Below are 18,086 nucleotides of genomic sequence, written 5' to 3'. Positions count from 1 at the left end.
ATGGCCCGAAAAATTAAATCTTCCCGTTCCATGGGTGATTTTTACAGAACAAGAATTCCCTACACTCGAGCCCGTGCACGTTCTCTAGCCTTAAGCTCTATGCGTTGTGATATTTGGCTATACAGCTGGGCTTCCTCATTCTCTCGATCAGTGACAGTCACAACCAAGGCATAGTCTTCTTGTTCGAAACTCAACGCCTCACCCCAATCTCTATCTTGTCGAGTAATTACAACAAACCACTTTTCAGAAGGCTTCGGCTGTTTAATCCGCCAAGTTGAAGATTGAACTGTACCTTTACCTCTTAATTCAGCACTTATGTCCCTATTACTTGTAGCATCATCATTTCTGGTTTTAGTTTCATCCTGAGTACTGTGATTGAAATGCCTTTGAACAGACTCAAGCGACTGATCTTTGACTAACCTAAAAGACATTTTAGTGGCCACATAGTCTATCCTAGTTGTCCTGACCGCTGGACAATAAGACAGAGTAACTCTAATTTCTCTGGAAGCACGCTGAGACCTTAAAAAATCATCGGGAAGCGGCAGTTCGAAAAAGTGATGCGAGTTGTTTTCAATTTTCTCTTCAGCCATTAAGACAACGGCATTTTGTGAAGATCTAAAAAGCTCCCCCTCATCAACAGCACCATAACCAGCTATATCTCTAAACGCATCTCGTCCATTTGCGCTCCTATAAGATTTCTTCATATCTTCAGGAAAGCTGCTTTCAATCTCCGACAGCATATTCGCATGATTAACCAGTAGTGCTCTGAGCAAATTAGCAGAAGCCTTCGGGTAGTTATTCAATAAACGACCTGCAAGATGGGTAATGTAAGGTGCCGCAAAACTTGTTCCGCTAATTTCGCTAAACAATGTGTTCCCAACGAATCGACTATTACAGGTCAGTACCCCCATGCCTCGCATAACTGCATTGAGTTCGTTGCCTGTTCTTATTGGAGAAGCCAAGTTTCCACCCATAGCTACCAGCTCGGGTTTAATTGCACCTTTAATAGTGGGACCGTGACGTGTAAATGGGGATGGTTGATTTTCTGTGGCTGGAGCCAATTGCCCAATTTCAGGATACCGTTGAGCATCGAAAGTCGCATTATGTCGAGCCAAGCTTCCCACCGTTAGAACGTTTAGTGCCGGAGCTGGATCTATGATAATACTTTCGTCAGCTAGAAGGTATTCTGGAAACTCGTCTCTCCAGCTATGTCTTGGCACATCTGGATCGATAGAGCCTGAGAAGTTCCCAGCAGAAACGACAAATAAGATATTGAAGTCCCTAGCCAATTTATCCAAGACATACGCAATTCCTCGAATATGACGATTATCGTAAGGTGCATTGGAATTCCCTAACGACAAATTGAAAATCCGACATTGGTGTTCTTCGACAAAATAGGTTACAGCTTCAATGAGAGTTTTTTCGATAGAACTGGAGTCAAATTCTGCATTCTCATCAAGAATTCTACCATTGAAAATCCAAAGTTCAGGGTGCCAATAATTTGTTGAGTTACACGCTTCCAAGTCACCATACAGAGCTACACCAGCAACAGCAGTGCCATGACCATTCAAATCCATGCCGTCTGTATCACCAATAAAGTCTGCACTTTCCGCAATTGCGGGTGCCAACAGGGGGTGGTTAGTATTTACTCCGCTATCAAGGACGCAAACTCTTGCAGCTTGATGAGTAGGGGATTGTATTCCTTCAGGAATTCTATTGATGTCACAATTTAGTTGGCTATAGCGAATACCGCTCTTGGGGGGGAGATCAACAAGTCTGACATCAGAGTGATTCAGCAGTAGATTAGCCTGACTAGAGTTAACCTCCAAACGGTACATTACTAAGCTATCAAGGTTAACTTTATCTGTTCGCCGTATTCCGTTATGAGCTAGCCAACGCTCAAATGCATCACAAGTGCTTAATCTCTCTGGGTGATGAGCAACAGCTACAGGCCAAAGCTCTACATCTAAGAGAAACTTCTCTGACCTTGGTAAGCCATGCCTTCTTAGAGCCCAACTTTTCCGGTCATCACTTGTCCAGTTATCGATTCCCTCTATGGCCTCGAGAATCTGCTTGTACGTCAATTCTGTCTCGTCCAAACCTAAGCGTTGCAGGTGATCTTCAAACACAGTCATTCCGGTTTCATCAACAAAAACAACACACAGATGATTGTCTTCTTGGCTTACAAACTCGATACCATGTTTGTTTAGATGGGTAATATCGAGAAGTCCTGTATAACGAATTTTCAGTACAAAATTACCCGGACGTGACGTTTGCTGACTTTGTGCGAATCTGATTGATTCAGTTAAGTCTCTAGATAATTTTTGACCATGCCCCCGAAGATCACCTCGTGGATGTTTTGGGATATTGACTTTCCTTGTTCTACGTTCATTTTCAAGCAGTTCTCTTTCAATCTTAAGATGTTCATAATTAGCCATTCCTAGTCCCTTTTTTAACTTTCTCGAGAAGCTGCTTGCTTCAAGTCCTTAACGGTCAAAAATTCCTGACTACGTAGGATCATCCTTTTTACTGCTCTACGAACAATACGTTCAATATCAGCGCCACTCTTTGTAGAAAATATCCCGAGGATAGATTTATCATCTAACTCAAATTGGCGACGTACACCACGCAATTTGAGTGAAAGAATTTGTTGTATTTGCAGCTCATCAGGTAATGGGAAGTCAATTTTTTCATCGAAGCGTCGCCAGATAGCACTGTCTAAAATGTGCTCATGGTTTGTAGCTGCTAAAATTAGACTCTTCCCTTGATAAGCGTCCATCATCTGAAGCACTGCGTTAACGACGCGGCGTAACTCACCATGTTCACCTGAGTCAGAACGTTCTTTGCCTATGGCGTCAAATTCATCAAATAAAACCACCATAGAATGTTCAGAAACAAAATCAAAAACTTTGCGAAGATTCGCGGCTGTTTCACCCAAAAAAGAAGATACCAACGCATCGAGACGAACAATTGCAAGAGGTAAATCAAGCTCAAAAGCAATGACCTCAGCTGCTAAGGTTTTCCCGCAACCTGGAGGACCATGAAAAATAATTTTTCCAGAAGGCTTCATTCCAAAACTTCTCAGTACATCGACACGGCGGTGTTCCTCAAGAAGTTCCTCGATGGGTGCGATACTAGATTCAGGTAAAACCATTTCTTCTATTGGTCGCTGAGCTTGTCGAACATCTAAAAGTGGTAGTCCTCGCTCTTTATCTACAGGAGGAGTAGGCAAAGCGTTACGTCCATTTTGTTTAAGCGGTCTTAAATGCTCACCATACAATATCTGCTCAAGATCATTTGCAAGAAGGTGATGTTGCTTTTGACGCTCATCTTGAATAACAGCTTCTGAAGCAAGCCGAAAGGCCTCGGAATCACCAATGGTTCCAGCCCTAATCAACTGTCTCAGTATTTTACCGTTAGCCACTATTATTCCCCTTTGCAATGTTCATTTATAATCGAATTACTCAGTCGTTTATCGTATTAAATACTAATTATTTCATCATATTAATAACGATTTAAAATAATCAGACGTAACTACTTAGTATTATCTGAGGCTATGATGGTGCTTAGCCCATTCGATTTTGCATAATCCAAAATTAGTATTTCTATCATAGACGCTTGAGAGCGATGTTCTTTTTCCGCTGCTGCTTTTAGCAACAGCTTGATTTCTTTAGATGTTCGTATTGACAAAGTCTCTTCTTTGGAACGCGACACTGTGCTTCTCCATGATAAATAAGCAATACAATGTACTGCATTATGCGTACATTGTATACTGTTTATTGAACTCATTACCGATAGCATGGATAGCGATATAGTGCCCCTTCGAGAGGGGCTGGTTGATGGGAGCCTAGTTGGCTAGTTGGCGGGGTTATCTGTTTCCTCTTCAGTGATATCGTCATCGGTTGAAGGCACCGCTTGCTCAACTTCTGCTTCTTTACCCTTAGCTTGGGCTGATTTTCGTGCTCGAATTTCGATATCAATAATGCGTCGTGCAAGTTTGATAATGCGCTGTTGCCATGCGTAGTTGCCATCAACGCGTTGCTTGTTGCTAAGCACGCTAGATAACCAGAGTGTGTCCATTGAGATCATCAACGCATCGAGTTTGCGCACTAAGCCAACAAACTGGCCAACCTGAGGCGAGCTGATTTTGGCGTTGAAGGTAATCGGATCGGTGTAGTCAGGTACTTCATCGATACCGTTGGACTCCATCAGTTTGTCCAAACGAGCTTGTTCGTTGTCTACCGCCATAGCGCAATCCTCGATCAGCTGGCTAATGATCTGTTCCACTTCATCAATTTCGTTCTCATCGCCAATGATGCGTAGGATGACATCGATTCCGTAGAGCGCACTGACCGTGCGCCTAAAAACACGGTCAACGACACGTTGCGCCTGTAAGCTGTTAATTGTGAATGATTGTTCAAAGATGGGTTTTGAGTAATTGGGTTTTGCTTGGGCCATAAGTTTGCTCCTGATATGACAATAATCAGTCCCTAGACTAATCCTCTGTGAGGTAATGGCCTTTCAGCTAGGTGGAAGAATTGAGCATCTTTCTAACTATCCTGTCTGGATAAGACGGTTACACTGACTATCAAATATTGCTGATCTGTTTCAGTGATATCTGCGCCTGAGAGCATGAGCTCAAAGGAAGCCCGCCGCTGAGTTTTCTCAGTGGTACTAAGAGGTAGCTAGCCTCCTTAAACAAATAGCCTGCATGTTTTTACATGCTCAACCATGCGTTCCTTACGGTTCGCCTTTTCACCACCCAGCTGGGGGAGTTTTCCCCAGTTGGGGGTGACTCCTTCAAAACCAACATAAGGAGTCACCAATGGAATATATCTTCGGATTTATTATCCAAATCGCAGGCATTATGTTGCTTGCAAAACTGAGCTGGTCGCTTTTGCGATTGCTTGCTCGTCAAAGCGTGCGCCCGTTTCGATTTGTACTTACTCAAATCAAGCGATTGCTCACACCAACACCAAAACGTCGTCCAATGGCAGTGCCTAAAGCTCCTGGTATGCCCCGTTTGACATCTGCGTTTTACAAAGAGCCACATCAGTACGACATGGCTTTACTCGAAATACCAACCTATCTGCGTCGTCAGTCTTCTTTGCCCAGCCGGGTAGAAGCGACTGTGTGCACAGAGTTCAACTAAGACGAGGAGAACATCATGAAAAACCAAGTAACACTCATAGGCTACGTTGGTGCTGAGCCAGAGACGCGAGCCTATCCATCAGGTGATTTGGTGACCAGCATTTCGCTGGCCACTTCTGAGAAATGGCGCGACCGTCAATCCAATGAGCTCAAAGAGCATACGGAATGGCATCGGGTTGTTTTTCGAGATCGTGGTGGATTTAAGTTAGGGCTAAGGGCAAAAGATTTAATCCAAAAAGGCGCGAAGCTTTTTGTTCAAGGTCCTCAGCGCACGCGTTCATGGGAGAAAGATGGTATTAAGCATCGATTGACCGAAGTGGACGCGGACGAGTTTTTGCTTCTTGATAGTGTGAACAAAGCATCTGAGCCATCACCAGCGGATGATGCGAGCTCCCAAGCTAATTGGGCACAAACTTATCCTGCACCAGATTTTTAACCGAGCAAAAACGCTTTAACCCAGCCGGGAGTACTTTCCCGTCAGGGGCAGACTCCCACTTTGATTGTCGGAGTCCATAATGGAAAAACCAAAGCTAATCCAACGCTTTGCTGAGCGCTTTAGTGTCGATCCAAACAAATTGTTCGATACCCTAAAAGCAACAGCATTCAAGCAACGTGACGGTAGTGCACCGACCAATGAGCAGATGATGGCGCTCTTGGTGGTTGCAGATCAGTACGGCTTGAACCCTTTCACCAAAGAGATTTTTGCGTTCCCTGATAAACAAGCTGGAATTATTCCAGTGGTAGGTGTCGATGGATGGTCTCGCATCATCAATCAACACGACCAGTTTGATGGCATGGAGTTTAAGACTTCAGAAAACAAAGTCTCACTGGATGGCGCGAAAGAATGCCCTGAATGGATGGAATGCATCATCTATCGGCGCGACCGTTCGCACCCAGTCAAAATCACTGAGTATCTGGATGAAGTCTATCGACCACCTTTTGAAGGTAACGGCAAAAATGGCCCTTACCGTGTAGATGGTCCATGGCAGACGCACACTAAGCGAATGCTAAGACATAAATCCATGATCCAGTGTTCCCGCATTGCGTTTGGCTTTGTGGGAATTTTCGATCAAGACGAAGCAGAGCGAATTATCGAAGGCCAAGCAACACACGTTGTTGAGCCATCGGTGATTCCACCCGAGCAAGTTGATGATCGAACCCGAGGGCTTGTTTACAAGCTTATCGAGCGGGCGGAAGCTTCAAACGCTTGGAATAGTGCATTGGAATATGCCAATGAACATTTTCAAGGTGTTGAACTGACGTTTGCGAAACAAGAAATATTTAATGCACAGCAACAAGCAGCCAAAGCGCTCACACAGCCTTTAGCTTCTTAGCGCCACGCATTCATTTTACTAACCCTGGCGGGATTATTCTCCCGTCAGGGGGAAGGTCTCGTCTTTTTTTGGAGATCTTCCATGACTAAATCAGCCTCACTTTTTCGCTTGGTATTGGTTGTTGCCCTTGTCTTAGGTTCGATTCAAGCCGGTAAAGCGGCAATTGATTCGGTTCAAGCAAGTGTTGTTCAGCACCAAACAGCGTTAGCACAAGCAGCAAAGTAACCACTTAACCCTGAAGGGGAGTTCTCTCCTTCGGGGGAGTCTCCCCCTCAAAGGAGGCAATATGAAGGTTATCGACCTATCACAACGTACTCCTGCATGGCACCAGTGGCGCATTGCAGGGGTTACGGCATCTGAAGCCCCAATTATTATGGGGCGTTCACCCTACAAAACACCTTGGCGATTATGGGCAGAAAAAACTGGATTCGTATTACCGGAAGACCTGTCGAATAATCCAAATGTGCTTCGCGGTATAAGGTTGGAGCCTCAAGCAAGGCGAGCATTTGAGAATGCGCATAATGACTTTCTTCTGCCGTTATGTGCAGAAGCCGATCATAACGCAATCTTTCGAGCCAGCTTTGATGGCATCAACGATGCGGGCGAACCCGTTGAACTGAAATGTCCTTGCCAGTCAGTTTTTGAGGATGTGCAAGCTCACCGAGAACAAAGCGAGGCGTACCAGTTGTATTGGGTACAAGTACAGCATCAAATACTGGTCGCCAATAGCACGCGTGGTTGGTTGGTATTCTATTTTGAGGATCAACTGATTGAGTTTGAAATACAACGAGACGCGGCGTTCTTAACTGAGTTGCAAGAAACGGCGCTTCAGTTTTGGGAGTTAGTTCAAACTAAAAAAGAACCGCCAAAATGCCCTGAGCAAGATTGTTTTGTTCCCAAGGGTGAAGCCCAATACCGTTGGACATCGCTGTCTCGACAGTATTGCTCAGCACACGCCGAAGTGGTCCGACTGGAAAACCACATTAAATCTTTGAAAGAGGAAATGCGAGATGCTCAGTCGAAATTGGTCGCTATGATGGGTAACTACGCTCATGCCGACTATGCTGGGGTCAAACTCAGCCGCTACATGATGGCAGGTGCGGTGGACTATAAGCAATTGGCCACCGATAAATTAGGCGAGCTGGATGAACAGGTTTTAGCCGCTTACCGAAAAGCGCCACAAGAGCGGTTGCGCATCAGCACCAATAAGCCAGATCAGCCCGTTGAAACACCAATCAAAATCAGCCTTGAGCAAGAGAACTTAGTTCTGCCAGGTGACTCGCCGAGCTCATTCTACTTTTAACGTTCACTTGGAGCCGATTTCGGCTCCTTTCTAATGCGCTTATACCAAGTGCATCAGAAAGCAGTTTCACTCGTAGCCAATGCTGGATACGAATGATAGAGCGAGCTGAACTCTTACATACACAGCCATACCACAATCAACACACCACCCGACGGGGACTTCATTCCCTGTTGGGGCATGGGGCCTCGTCAAAACTGATGAGGTTTATCATGACTGAACAATCCCCATTTTTGGTTCAAGTGAATCAAGCGTTTAATGTCCCGGCTCCTGATGCTTTCGTTCTGGAAGGATTTGGTGCCGACACTACCCATCCAAACATTCCCGTTCGCAAGGACGAGTATGTTTTTAGAAAAGAAGACTTACGTGACGTATTGGCGTTTTTGTCTAACCCAGACGGTGACGGTTTGTATATTACAGGCCCCACTGGATGCGGTAAGACCTCGCTAATTTGCCAAGTTGCTTCTCGATTGAATTGGCCTGTTCAGCAAATTACTGCGCACGGTCGATTGGAGTTGTCCGATCTTATCGGTCACCACACGCTGGTTAATGGCAACATGACCTTTGTGTATGGACCGCTGGCAATGGCTGTCAAGCATGGCCATTTGCTGATCATTAATGAAATGGATCTTGCTGAGCCTGCTGAACTGGCTGGGCTCAATGACATTTTGGAAGGTGCCCCGTTGGTCATCGCACAAAATGGCGGTGAGATCATCATGCCACATAACAAGTTTCGTTTTATCGCAACCGGCAACAGTGCGGGCAGCGGTGATCAAACGGGCTTGTATCAAGGTGTGCTTCAACAGAATTTGGCTTTTCTTGATCGCTTTAGAATCATCGAAGCGACCTATGCAGAGCCTTCTGTAGAGGAAGCCATTCTGGAGAACGTTGCGCCGGGCTTGCCAGAAGTCTTTCGCCAAAAAATGGTGAAGGTGGCTGGTGACATTCGTCGTCTTTTTATTGGGGGCGCGGATGGCGGTGCTGAGCTTAGTATCACCATGTCCACTCGGACCTTGGTGCGCTGGGCAAAGTTAACACTTGCTTTTAAAGGTGCTCCTAACGCAGTGGAGTATGCACTGGTTCGGTCTTTGACGGCTCGTGCTGAGTTGGAGCAACGTGAAGCCATTCACCGTATTGCCGCTGATGTCTTCGGTGATCACTGGGAGGATTGATGATGGAAAAGTGCTTTGCTCTTTACCGTTACAGTCATTCTGATGGGACAGCCAAAGAATGGGCCATTTATGTTGGATCAGATAACCAGGAGATTGAAGTTCGGTTTGGAAAAGCCGGTCAATTGTCGCAGCAGCGATTGATTGATTCGACTGATCCTAACGCAGAAGCAGACCGAAGAATCAATGAGAAAATCAACAAGGGTTATCGATTTGTTGGACACGTCGGTATTGATCATCAAGGGCGGCCATTTGAACTCTCAAATGCGCTTGATAGTGTCGCGTGCGCCAATAACGTCAGTTGGGAGTTTCGTACTCGCAAGGACGTCAATGGCCAAATCTCGCTGGCGCAAAAAGCGTTGTTCGATATGGCAAAGCTGCTTGAAGCCTATGGCTTGGCTGTTATTGATGATAACCGGGTCAGGATTGGAGAATGGTCATTAGGATTTTGCAAAAGCGGATTACCTAGTACCAATCAAATCAGCATGGTGTCAGGTGAAGGCGCTGGCATTGTTAACACTGATGATGGCCCATGGCCATTGTTATTGTTACTGGCCTTTAAGCGTCAATTACCACCACTGTGTTCGCTCACAGTAGCGAGTCCTGATGGGATAGAAGTATCTGACCAACTGAAGTTGGAAAAAGATGTATTGAGGCTTTTAGGCAGTGATTTAGAGCGGGTTCGCCCGATAGCTGAAGCACTGGACTTAATGCCTGCGAAAATCGATCTCAACCAATCGTCGCCTGATTCGCAAAATTACTATTTCTGATAGTGATGTTGCCATTAGCGCGTCAACTACTACCACCCAAATGGGGGCCATTGCTCCTGTTGGGAGTGGTGCGTCCCCATCTCGCATGAGGATGCACTATGAGTATTCAAACCCTCGACAAACTTTTGATTTGTCACATCGACTGTTCCATCTGGAGCGGTAGAAAAAAACTAAGGCCTGAAGATTTCAGATTAGCCAATGGTAGCCAACTTCCACCGAAGGATGTTGCCAGCTTAGGGAGTAAAAAAATTTGCGACCCTGAGGCATTGGCGAACTTTGAAAGGCTTAAGAAAGAAGCGCAGCGCTTGTGTGAGCAAGTCGGTGTGCGGTTTTTAGGTGGCTATGCCGTCCCTGAGGACCGAATTGATCAGATTGTTCCAGAGCTTGACCGGATCGGTCAGGAGTTTGCGCAGTGCAAGCAGTTGTTCTTGGACAACTATGATCAGGTGACGTTTGACTGGGTTGCAAAACACCCGGAATTTGCAGATGCAATCCGGCGTGCGCTGTCACCCATCGAAGACGTGGAACAACGGCTTCAGTTCGATTATGCCATCTATCGAATGCAACCGGCTGAACAAGGTGGTGGCTTAGATGACAAGGTCAATGGCATGGGACACACCCTCTTTAGGGAGGTGGCTCGTGATGCCAATGAACTGTTTGAGCGTTCCGTTGCAGGTAAGAATCAAATCAGCCAGCGAGCCCTTAATCCTCTCAAGCGATTAAGAGACAAGTTGGATGGTTTGTCATTCCTGGATCATCGAGTTCAGCCGATGGTTGAAGCGATGGACAATTTATTTGTTCGTCTGCCGAAGACCGGCCCTGTGACAGACAATCTCTATCACGAACTGATGGCGACCATTTTAATTTTGTCTGATCCAGACAAGATGAGAATGCACGGTGAAGGTCAATTGGATATCAGACAACTGATGCCCAAACCTGAACCTAAACCCGCACAGCCAGTATCTACTCAGGCAGATAACTTACGTGCAATACCACAACCAACCGTCAGACCAAACCTTGGTTCGACTGTACCAAACTCATTTTATTTCTAACGTCCTTGAGGGCATGTTGCCCTGAAGGGCGCATGTCCTCTGAACTATGTAAGAGGAAATTATGCAATCAACCATCCATAACCCCAGCCAACTGAACCAGTTTGAACCGCATTTTCGTGGTGTGACTGATGCGGTTGAAAGTGAATCGATACCAGAAGTGGCGTGTTGTCGAGCGTTAGTACAACGGTCGTACTCAACACATAGTGTCGTGATCCCTAAGAACCCTGTGCTGATCGCAGATGCGGACGCACAAGGTGTTTGGTTATCAGCCATGGTATTTGTTCCAAACATGGCATTGCAGCAAGCCGCTTTTGAGCGGGACTGGCTGCAATATCAACACGAGGTGTCTACTCAGTTACAGGACCAGTACGGTCTGACATTGGATGACATCCTGAGTTTAGACCAGCTTAAAACGTCATTTGAACAGCACGAGAGTCCAGCTCAATTGGTGGCTTGGTTAGGTCAAAAATACGACCTGGATAAGCTAAAAGCACAGGTTTAAACATCCACATTCCCAGCGGGGAAACGCTCCCGCTGAGGGAGTATTCCCCCTAATGATTAGGAGACTCCCATGAATCATCCATTAAAAAACGCACTGCCAATCGTTGCCGCCGCTTATGGCGAAAAGTTTGGTGTGAAGGTGCTTATTCAAGGACAAGATGCGTTTACCGATGGTGAGCGGATTGTGATCCCAACAGCAAACCCAGACGACCCACACTATCAACAGATAGCTTGGGGTTACCTGGCTCATGAAGCGGCGCATATTCGCCATACTAATTTTGACATGGTGCAGAAGGCGTTGTCCAAACCGATCCGTAAGGCACTTCTCAATATCATTGAGGATGTTCGCATTGAAAACGAATTGGCAAAGGATTACCCCGGAACCAGGCGCAGTATTTCGCAAGTGATTGAGTACATGGTGGACACACAGCAAATGTGTGTACCTGAACAGCTTGAGCCTGCATCTAACTTGCAAGCATGGTTGTTGTTCCGCTTGAGATGCCATTTTCTGGGCCAGAAAGCGCTGACGCCTTTGTATCAAGCGATTGATGAAAGAGTGAGACAACTCTTTCCTGCCGCAGCGATGAGCCGGTTAAGCGCCATGCTGACAGCAGTGCCTAGCTTAGGGTCTACAGGTGAAGTGCTGAAACTTGTCGATGCCATCGTTGCCATGTTGGAAGAAGAATCTCGTCCACCACAGGATGAGTCGGATGCTGATAGCGGTAATGACATTGGACAAGATGCGAGTAATGACAGCAATAACAGTAGTGATAGTCAAACCCCAGAAACAGATTCGTCTGCAACGGGGGATTTTGCTGAAACGGGTGATTCAGATAACTCTGATCAAGCTGACAATTTGCGACAAGCCTTAGAGGCCAGTGCCGCTCAGTTTGAACCCGATACCTTTGCACAAGTGGCAGAAGTGTTGTCGGAACAAGCTGAAGGACATCAGGGCGTCACTCCACTCAGTTTGCCCCAAGCAGAGCAAGCTATGTTGGGTGATGAGGCCATCTTGACCTTATCGGCGTCTGAGTCGGCTCAAATTCGAGCCCGACTTAGAGGTATGGTTCAGTCCAGTCAGGACAATCGGAATCATGCCAAACGGCACGGTCTTCGAGTTGCAACCCATCGTCTTGCCGCTTCCCAAGCAGGTGAGTCGAGATTGTTTATTCAAAGGCAGCCGCGCATTGCGCCCAATGCTGCTGTTCACTTGCTTGTCGATATATCGGGCTCAATGGGTAAACCCATTGGCGAAGGTAATCGCAAGTACTTTCATGTTGCCAATGAAGCTGCTTTGGCTTTGGCCATGGCATTGGAAGGTATACCGGGTGTTGTACCTGCGGTCAGTTATTTTCCTGGTATTCATCAGGAAGTTTCTATCGCGTTATTGCCCAAGCAATCGGTTCGACATCGGGCCGCCTGTTTTGACCAAAAACCACGAGGTTGTACGCCTATGGCACAAGCTATGTGGTTTGCGGCAAACAGTTTGTTGGCACAAAAACAGAAGCGAAAGCTAATGATAGTGCTAACCGATGGTGACCCAGATGATTGGGCTGCTACGCATGACATTGTTGACCGTTGCAGACGAAGTGGCTTTGAGCTGCTGGGGATCGGGATTCAAACACGCAGTGTTGAGAAATTCTTTCCTCAAAGCATCGTGATTAACGACGTCAAAGATCTGAAGCGTGAGTTATTCGAAGTAACACAACAACTGTTAATTCAGTAACCACATCAACTTTACCACCCTGCGGGGACGATTCCGTCCCCGTCAGGGCATGGGTTCGTCTCCGTTTTTTTTGGAGACTCCTATGAAAAACAGAAAGTTCTTAGCTGGCGAAGAAGCCGGTACTTACATCGTTCCTGAGCAAGTGACTGAAGCGGATATATTAGATATGGCGCTCAAGCTTGCCCGTGGTCGATTGAGTAAAGGTCGCAAAATTGAACAGCCATCGTCGGCGTTCTCATACCTGCAAACACTGATGCACGAGTATGAGCACGAAGTCTTTGGCGTGCTGTTTCTTGATACAAAGCATCGCGTTATTCGATTTGAAGAGCTATTCAAAGGCACTTTAGATGCGGCGAGCGTGTATCCAAGGGAAGTAACAAAGCGTGCGCTAGAACTTAATGCGGCAGCAGTGATAATGGTTCATAACCATCCATCGGGTGATCCTGAACCCAGTGAAGCTGATAAACGCATCACTCATCGACTCCGTGACGCCTTGTCACTTGTTGATATTCGAACGCTTGACCATGTCGTGGTCGCATCCGAGGGCTGCGTTTCGCTTGCCGAACGCGGTTATCTTTAATGAATGGGCGCATTGCCCATTCTCCTTCATCACAAAAGCAGTCCCATCAGCACACATCAGCACAGCTCGAATTTCTATTTGAGTTTGATGATGCCCCTGTCACTTGGTCTGACACAGAAATCTGGCAGTTACGCGAAGGCATTCTTTTGGATGCGATCCGTGTGTTGCTGGACGGTCGTGTCAGTACTCGGTTGCGCAAGGATGTGTTGTCGTGGATTCAAAATGACGAAATAGCGCCATTTTGCTTTCGTGTTTGCGCGATGGCTGCGGTTGTCGATCCTGATGTGCTTCGTGATTCCATCATGTGGCTATTAAGACGACATGGTATCCAGCTTGACTAACGTTCCTGCATTAACCAAACGGCTAATGCAGGTCCTAAGCTGACTTTTACCACCTGTGGTAGGAGTCGGCATTTTACTTAAGGAGGTTATATGGCGTTACCTTTACAAATTGACACAGTAAGGCCATATCTCAAGGGCCAATGGCTTCAAGTCTTGGCGGCATTGGTGCCAGAACTTGATGCCGCTATTGCTCGAAAAGGTCGTCATGTGGCTTGTCCTGTTCATGGCGGTCGTGATGGCTTTAGGCTGTTCAAAGATGCTGAATATACCGGTGGTGGCGTTTGTAATACCTGCGGTATCTTTCATGATGGCTTTGAACTGTTGTCTTGGATTAATGGGTGGAACTTTGCTCAGTCTATTGAAGCAATCGGCCAGGTTCTTGGTATTCAACCCGGACAAATACAAGCGCCTATTCGGCCAATACCGAGTAACGCAGTTGATTGGAAGGCTAGAAAGCAGGACGAGGACAAAGCGATTATCCATCGCTTGAATCAAACTTGGGGAGAAACGTTTTCTCTTACAGATACTCGTGCGCAACCAGTTTGGAACTACATGCATCGTCGTGGCATTGTTACCCGGCTTCGTCCTGAATGGGATTCGGTGCTGAGGTATCATCCAAACTTGCCTTACCATGATGAAGATGGCTTGTTTATCGATAGCTACCCAGCGCTGCTAGGTAAAATCGTTACTCAGCAAGGGCGTTCGGCCACGTTTCATCGGATCTACCTAAGTGAAGATGGATTCAAAGCGCCGGTTGAAAAGCCTAAAAAGATGATGCCGATACCAAGTGACAGAACAATCACAGGTGGTGCCATTCCTATAGGTGAGCCTGGTGAGGTATTAGGTGTTTCTGAAGGCATCGAAACAGCTTTAGCGGTTACCAGAGCTACGGGACAAACATGTTGGTCGGTTGTGAATGCAACGCTACTGGCTAGATTTGAACCACCAAGTAATGTGAAAATGCTGTACATCTGGGCAGATCACGATCTCTCTGAGACCGGCCTGAATGCAGCGAATGAACTCAAGAAAAAAGCCTGGCAAAAAGGCATTCTGACACAAGTCCTGATCCCCCCGATACCAACGTCACTCGGCGTGAAAAGTTGGGATTGGAATGATGTGCTGAATGTATACGGTGCCATGGGCTTTCCGAAAGTTCATATCTGATCCAAGGGGCTTCGGCCCCTTTTTTTGCGCCTTGCATATTTGAAAAAACATGGAGAATGGAAAAAAGATAACCAATAGGAGAAACAAACATGATGGTATTAACCCTGTTAACAAAGCAGATTGATGGTGAGTTTACGGTTTACTGGAAGACCGGCCTTCGAAGAGGAGGCGAACTAAAGGTCGATTTAGGTGAGCAATACGACAAGCTAGCTGAGCAGCAAAAGCCAATTGCAGCTGAGCTCTATGCGATTCATCACCTACTGTCAGTGAAAGAGGTGATGGGGAGTAACCGAAGCGGTAATGGGCTTCAAATCCGGGTCAGTAAAGGAGCTATCAAAAAGTTACAGAAAAAACGCTCAACTCAGCATTCACTTTACAGCCTGACCAGGTTCTTGCTCACCCGCTACCAGGAAGCACAGATCTCGGTAGAGAAGCGGGACGATTGGCTCTCACATTCCTTCGAAGAATACAGCGTCGATAATACTACAGTGAGAGAAATCGATGAGGTCATCAACGTTCCGAACATTGGACCTGTCGTGGTGACTCGTCACGCGCTTGAAAGATTTGTGGAACGGCTTTCTGATGGAGTGCCCAAGCATCCTTGGAAGGCTTTGTGCACAAAGCTGCTATGTTCTGCGCTAACTAAAGCCCAGTTACCTGAAAGGGTCACTATCCAAAAAGCCAAAAAATATGCACAAGAGGCCGAGTTATGGCAGCATGTTGGTAGCAAAATGCACTTTGTTATGGTTCCGGGTGACTCAATTAAAACGTTGGTTACGGTTTTTGCAGTAAAGTGAGTTAATGTAGTATTCAAAATTTCTGAATATTACTTACGTGCCGATAGCAGAACTTCAGTAACTAATCATACTAACTAGTTGAATCTAAATTGCTTGACGTTATTACTTAGAAAGGCTCTTCTTCTTCAAGAGCATATGTTCCTTCTGCTTATCGGGCATAAAGAGTACACGATTGTCCTTTAATGACTCGGGATACTTGTTTAAACCTGTCGAAATGATAACTTGAAAGTCAGTTCCATAATTTTTCAATTCTTCCAACTGACGAATACAGTTAATCAGATACTCTAATTCGATTCCGGCAGTTTCAGGTGTGTCAATAAGTAAAAAGCGCGGGAATGTCACTGATTCATCAGACAAAGCTAAATGCATGAGAGTGATAAAGTACATCATTCGAATTGAAACAAGTGAACTTGTTTCTCGATAGAGACCATCATTAATTGAAGGCAAATAGTTATCAAGCGCAATCTTTGCCGATCTGCAATCAGGCAAAGTATTTTTCATCAGCTCATCATACTTTTTACTAAACGCATTTACCTTCGAAGTTACATCCTGTTGAGCTTTAATCTCAAGCCCTTTCCTCTTTAACTCAGCGTCTTTTGCTTTAGAGCTAACCAGATCAAAATCTTTTTGGATACGTTCCAGCTTTGATTCAATCTCCAACAATCGATTCAAATTCGCAACATCTTCTCTAAGCTGCAATATTTTATCGTCAATATCATTTAGGCTTTCAATGTCAACAATTTCATCGACCCGCCCAAGCATTTCTTGTAGCTTTTCACGGAAAGTCACCGACTTTTTCTCTATCAACTCAATTTCTTTTTTAATCTCTTGAACTTCAGAGTCACAATCATCATATGCGGTTTTAATTGTTGACAGTGCCTTAAGTTTCGTTTTCAGAATATCTTTATACTCTTTTGATGTGTAGAAAAACCTCTCATATTGTTCTTCTTCTATCGAAGCGCCACAAACACAATGCCCTTCCACACGATCCACGTGACTTAAGCAGTATGGACAAGTATCAGATGTAAAAAGGTTTAGATGATCGTGTGAAAAAATAACTTTTTCAATACGTCTAATCTCTGAAGCAGATTCATTTCTAACTACGTTTAATTTGTACCGTTCATCAAGAGCTGAAACCAGATTTTCTTTTAATCGGCTTAATCTAAGTTCACAATCAATTAATTCTGATTTGCACGACTCAATATCTTGATTAATTGTATTTGATCCAGTTCGATTTCGCTTGAATGCCTGTCTGGCATCATGCAACTTGTCAATTTGCTGCTCTTTATCAGAGATTTCTTTCTGTAAAAAACTGACATTTTTAGCCCCGCCATTTTTTCGCATTTTGTCGGCTAAAAGCGTGTACTCATTCACAACCGCTTTAGCCAAGCTTTTCTCTCTCGACAGCTTCTTTTCCTCGACAATAGAGTCGTAGTAATCAGAATAGGCTTTACCAACTAAGAGTTCAAAAATAGCTTTTCGAACCAACTCAGAATCAGAAACATACGTTGAATTAGTATCTGGCTTTTTATAAATACCCTCTGGGTTCGGCTGTTGATCGTGATAAATCAGCCGCATCAAGTCTGATATATTAATTTTAAATGTATTATATCCATGAAAAAGCTCGACCACAGATATTTCCAATTTCTCGAGAATCCAGTCAGAAAAAACGTATGAATCTTTGCTTCTGTTTACGGGATATATTTCAGTCTTATCTTCCGAAAGAGAAAATCTTACCTTCTCTTCAATTAAAGTATTTTTATCTTCTGAATATATCTTCTCAACCACCCGCTCATAGGGGATTACTGTTACTTCATTATCTCCAAAGTAGCGCCTTAGTAAATAACTGCCATCATTGATTGAGATATAAAGATCAACATAGTTATCACTATCAGAAGTTATTTCATCGTGGCGCTTATCATTATTTATTCGAAATATTGGAACCTCTCCACCCAATGCAAAATAAATCAAATTACAAAAGGTGCTTTTCCCTGTTCCATTATCGCCCTCAATTAGGATGATATTTTCGTCGAACTCTTTAGACTCGAAAAAATACTTGCTTCCTTCATAAATAAGCTTATTAACTCGCATCAGACCCATGTTCGAACTCCATTTTCAACATAAATTTTACCTAACATGGTATCCAGAGTTAGCGATGCCAACCGTCCCACTTTCTTTGATATTTTTATTATATTCTTAGA

18 protein-coding genes are annotated in these 18,086 nt (G+C 45.1%); 14 read left to right on the top strand and 4 right to left on the bottom strand.

Features of this window, described 5'->3' with window-relative positions; genetic code table 11:
* Nucleotides 1-59: 59 nt before the first annotated feature.
* The 3 genes from LHL20_RS11575 to LHL20_RS11565 form a co-directional block, all read right to left on the bottom strand.
* Nucleotides 60-2,438 (bottom strand): S8 family peptidase, encoded by a 2,379-nt coding sequence (locus tag LHL20_RS11575; protein WP_015066576.1) that lies wholly within the window; start codon nucleotides 2,436-2,438, stop codon nucleotides 60-62.
* Between the two features lie 14 nt (nucleotides 2,439-2,452).
* Nucleotides 2,453-3,424, bottom strand: a complete 972-nt coding sequence (locus LHL20_RS11570) for an AAA family ATPase (protein ID WP_020744900.1) — start codon at nucleotides 3,422-3,424, stop codon at nucleotides 2,453-2,455.
* A 431-nt stretch (nucleotides 3,425-3,855) separates the two neighbouring features.
* Nucleotides 3,856-4,458, bottom strand: a complete 603-nt coding sequence (locus tag LHL20_RS11565; protein WP_015066579.1) for a hypothetical protein — start codon at nucleotides 4,456-4,458, stop codon at nucleotides 3,856-3,858.
* A 367-nt stretch (nucleotides 4,459-4,825) separates the two neighbouring features.
* Here LHL20_RS11565 and LHL20_RS11560 point away from each other — a divergent pair, with 367 nt between their 5' ends.
* The 14 genes from LHL20_RS11560 to LHL20_RS11495 all read left to right on the top strand — a co-directional run bounded on the left by LHL20_RS11560 (nucleotide 4,826) and on the right by LHL20_RS11495 (nucleotide 15,885).
* On the top strand, nucleotides 4,826-5,152 hold the full coding sequence (locus tag LHL20_RS11560; protein WP_000455722.1) for a hypothetical protein: 327 nt from the start codon (nucleotides 4,826-4,828) through the stop codon (nucleotides 5,150-5,152).
* 15 nt (nucleotides 5,153-5,167) lie between these two features.
* A complete protein-coding gene (locus LHL20_RS11555; protein WP_015066580.1) occupies nucleotides 5,168-5,587 on the top strand; it encodes a single-stranded DNA-binding protein in 420 nt (139 codons plus the stop codon).
* Nucleotides 5,588-5,666: 79 nt separating this feature from the next.
* Complete coding sequence (bet, locus tag LHL20_RS11550) at nucleotides 5,667-6,485, top strand: phage recombination protein Bet (protein ID WP_000414662.1); 819 nt, start codon at nucleotides 5,667-5,669, stop codon at nucleotides 6,483-6,485.
* Between the two features lie 81 nt (nucleotides 6,486-6,566).
* Entirely contained in the window at nucleotides 6,567-6,710 is a 144-nt protein-coding gene (locus LHL20_RS11545) for a hypothetical protein (RefSeq protein WP_015066581.1), read from the top strand.
* Between the two features lie 61 nt (nucleotides 6,711-6,771).
* The gene (locus tag LHL20_RS11540; RefSeq protein ID WP_015066582.1) at nucleotides 6,772-7,788 is read left to right on the top strand and encodes a YqaJ viral recombinase family nuclease; all 1,017 of its coding nucleotides are present in this window, start codon (nucleotides 6,772-6,774) and stop codon (nucleotides 7,786-7,788) included.
* A gap of 209 nt (nucleotides 7,789-7,997) precedes the next feature.
* Nucleotides 7,998-8,957, top strand: coding sequence for an AAA family ATPase (locus LHL20_RS11535; protein ID WP_015066583.1), 960 nt, complete (start codon nucleotides 7,998-8,000; stop codon nucleotides 8,955-8,957).
* Nucleotides 8,958-8,959: 2 nt separating this feature from the next.
* On the top strand, nucleotides 8,960-9,724 hold the full coding sequence (locus LHL20_RS11530) for a hypothetical protein (RefSeq protein ID WP_442855911.1): 765 nt from the start codon (nucleotides 8,960-8,962) through the stop codon (nucleotides 9,722-9,724).
* 98 nt (nucleotides 9,725-9,822) lie between these two features.
* Nucleotides 9,823-10,776, top strand: coding sequence for a DUF3150 domain-containing protein (locus tag LHL20_RS11525; protein ID WP_015066585.1), 954 nt, complete (start codon nucleotides 9,823-9,825; stop codon nucleotides 10,774-10,776).
* Between the two features lie 61 nt (nucleotides 10,777-10,837).
* A complete protein-coding gene (locus tag LHL20_RS11520) occupies nucleotides 10,838-11,278 on the top strand; it encodes a hypothetical protein (protein WP_015066586.1) in 441 nt (146 codons plus the stop codon).
* Nucleotides 11,279-11,347: 69 nt separating this feature from the next.
* Nucleotides 11,348-13,003: a VWA domain-containing protein gene (locus LHL20_RS11515; protein WP_105934057.1), complete on the top strand. Its 1,656-nt coding sequence runs from the start codon at nucleotides 11,348-11,350 to the stop codon at nucleotides 13,001-13,003.
* Nucleotides 13,004-13,085: 82 nt separating this feature from the next.
* On the top strand, nucleotides 13,086-13,583 hold the full coding sequence (radC, locus tag LHL20_RS11510; protein WP_105934056.1) for a RadC family protein: 498 nt from the start codon (nucleotides 13,086-13,088) through the stop codon (nucleotides 13,581-13,583).
* Nucleotides 13,583-13,924 (top strand): hypothetical protein, encoded by a 342-nt coding sequence (locus tag LHL20_RS11505; RefSeq protein ID WP_053426186.1) that lies wholly within the window; start codon nucleotides 13,583-13,585, stop codon nucleotides 13,922-13,924. The genes radC and LHL20_RS11505 overlap by 1 nt, the downstream gene beginning before the upstream one ends.
* Before the next feature lie 90 nt (nucleotides 13,925-14,014).
* Nucleotides 14,015-15,088, top strand: a complete 1,074-nt coding sequence (locus LHL20_RS11500; RefSeq protein WP_105934055.1) for a DUF7146 domain-containing protein — start codon at nucleotides 14,015-14,017, stop codon at nucleotides 15,086-15,088.
* Between the two features lie 89 nt (nucleotides 15,089-15,177).
* The gene (locus LHL20_RS11495) at nucleotides 15,178-15,885 is read left to right on the top strand and encodes a hypothetical protein (RefSeq protein ID WP_105934054.1); all 708 of its coding nucleotides are present in this window, start codon (nucleotides 15,178-15,180) and stop codon (nucleotides 15,883-15,885) included.
* 102 nt (nucleotides 15,886-15,987) lie between these two features.
* On the opposite strand, the gene LHL20_RS11490 is transcribed toward LHL20_RS11495, so the two are convergent.
* Complete coding sequence (locus LHL20_RS11490) at nucleotides 15,988-17,985, bottom strand: AAA family ATPase (RefSeq protein WP_105934053.1); 1,998 nt, start codon at nucleotides 17,983-17,985, stop codon at nucleotides 15,988-15,990.
* Nucleotides 17,986-18,086 lie beyond the last annotated feature (101 nt).

It is taken from the genome of Alteromonas sp. McT4-15 (genome assembly GCF_020515205.1).
Lineage (GTDB): Bacteria > Pseudomonadota > Gammaproteobacteria > Enterobacterales > Alteromonadaceae > Alteromonas.
This window is presented reverse-complemented; position numbering and strand designations above follow the sequence as displayed.

Excerpts from the sequence above, each read along its gene's own strand:
- LHL20_RS11575 (WP_015066576.1), bottom strand. The coding sequence starts at position 2,438 with ATGGCTAATTATGAACATCTTAAGATTGAAAGAGAACTGCTTGAAAAT.
- LHL20_RS11565 (WP_015066579.1), bottom strand. The coding sequence starts at position 4,458 with ATGGCCCAAGCAAAACCCAATTACTCAAAACCCATCTTTGAACAATCA.
- LHL20_RS11560 (WP_000455722.1), top strand. The coding sequence starts at position 4,826 with ATGGAATATATCTTCGGATTTATTATCCAAATCGCAGGCATTATGTTG.
- LHL20_RS11555 (WP_015066580.1), top strand. The coding sequence starts at position 5,168 with ATGAAAAACCAAGTAACACTCATAGGCTACGTTGGTGCTGAGCCAGAG.
- bet (WP_000414662.1), top strand. The coding sequence starts at position 5,667 with ATGGAAAAACCAAAGCTAATCCAACGCTTTGCTGAGCGCTTTAGTGTC.
- LHL20_RS11545 (WP_015066581.1), top strand. The coding sequence starts at position 6,567 with ATGACTAAATCAGCCTCACTTTTTCGCTTGGTATTGGTTGTTGCCCTT.
- LHL20_RS11540 (WP_015066582.1), top strand. The coding sequence starts at position 6,772 with ATGAAGGTTATCGACCTATCACAACGTACTCCTGCATGGCACCAGTGG.
- LHL20_RS11535 (WP_015066583.1), top strand. The coding sequence starts at position 7,998 with ATGACTGAACAATCCCCATTTTTGGTTCAAGTGAATCAAGCGTTTAAT.
- LHL20_RS11530 (WP_442855911.1), top strand. The coding sequence starts at position 8,960 with ATGGAAAAGTGCTTTGCTCTTTACCGTTACAGTCATTCTGATGGGACA.
- LHL20_RS11525 (WP_015066585.1), top strand. The coding sequence starts at position 9,823 with ATGAGTATTCAAACCCTCGACAAACTTTTGATTTGTCACATCGACTGT.
- LHL20_RS11520 (WP_015066586.1), top strand. The coding sequence starts at position 10,838 with ATGCAATCAACCATCCATAACCCCAGCCAACTGAACCAGTTTGAACCG.
- LHL20_RS11515 (WP_105934057.1), top strand. The coding sequence starts at position 11,348 with ATGAATCATCCATTAAAAAACGCACTGCCAATCGTTGCCGCCGCTTAT.
- radC (WP_105934056.1), top strand. The coding sequence starts at position 13,086 with ATGAAAAACAGAAAGTTCTTAGCTGGCGAAGAAGCCGGTACTTACATC.
- LHL20_RS11505 (WP_053426186.1), top strand. The coding sequence starts at position 13,583 with ATGAATGGGCGCATTGCCCATTCTCCTTCATCACAAAAGCAGTCCCAT.
- LHL20_RS11500 (WP_105934055.1), top strand. The coding sequence starts at position 14,015 with ATGGCGTTACCTTTACAAATTGACACAGTAAGGCCATATCTCAAGGGC.
- LHL20_RS11495 (WP_105934054.1), top strand. The coding sequence starts at position 15,178 with ATGATGGTATTAACCCTGTTAACAAAGCAGATTGATGGTGAGTTTACG.
- LHL20_RS11490 (WP_105934053.1), bottom strand. The coding sequence starts at position 17,985 with ATGGGTCTGATGCGAGTTAATAAGCTTATTTATGAAGGAAGCAAGTAT.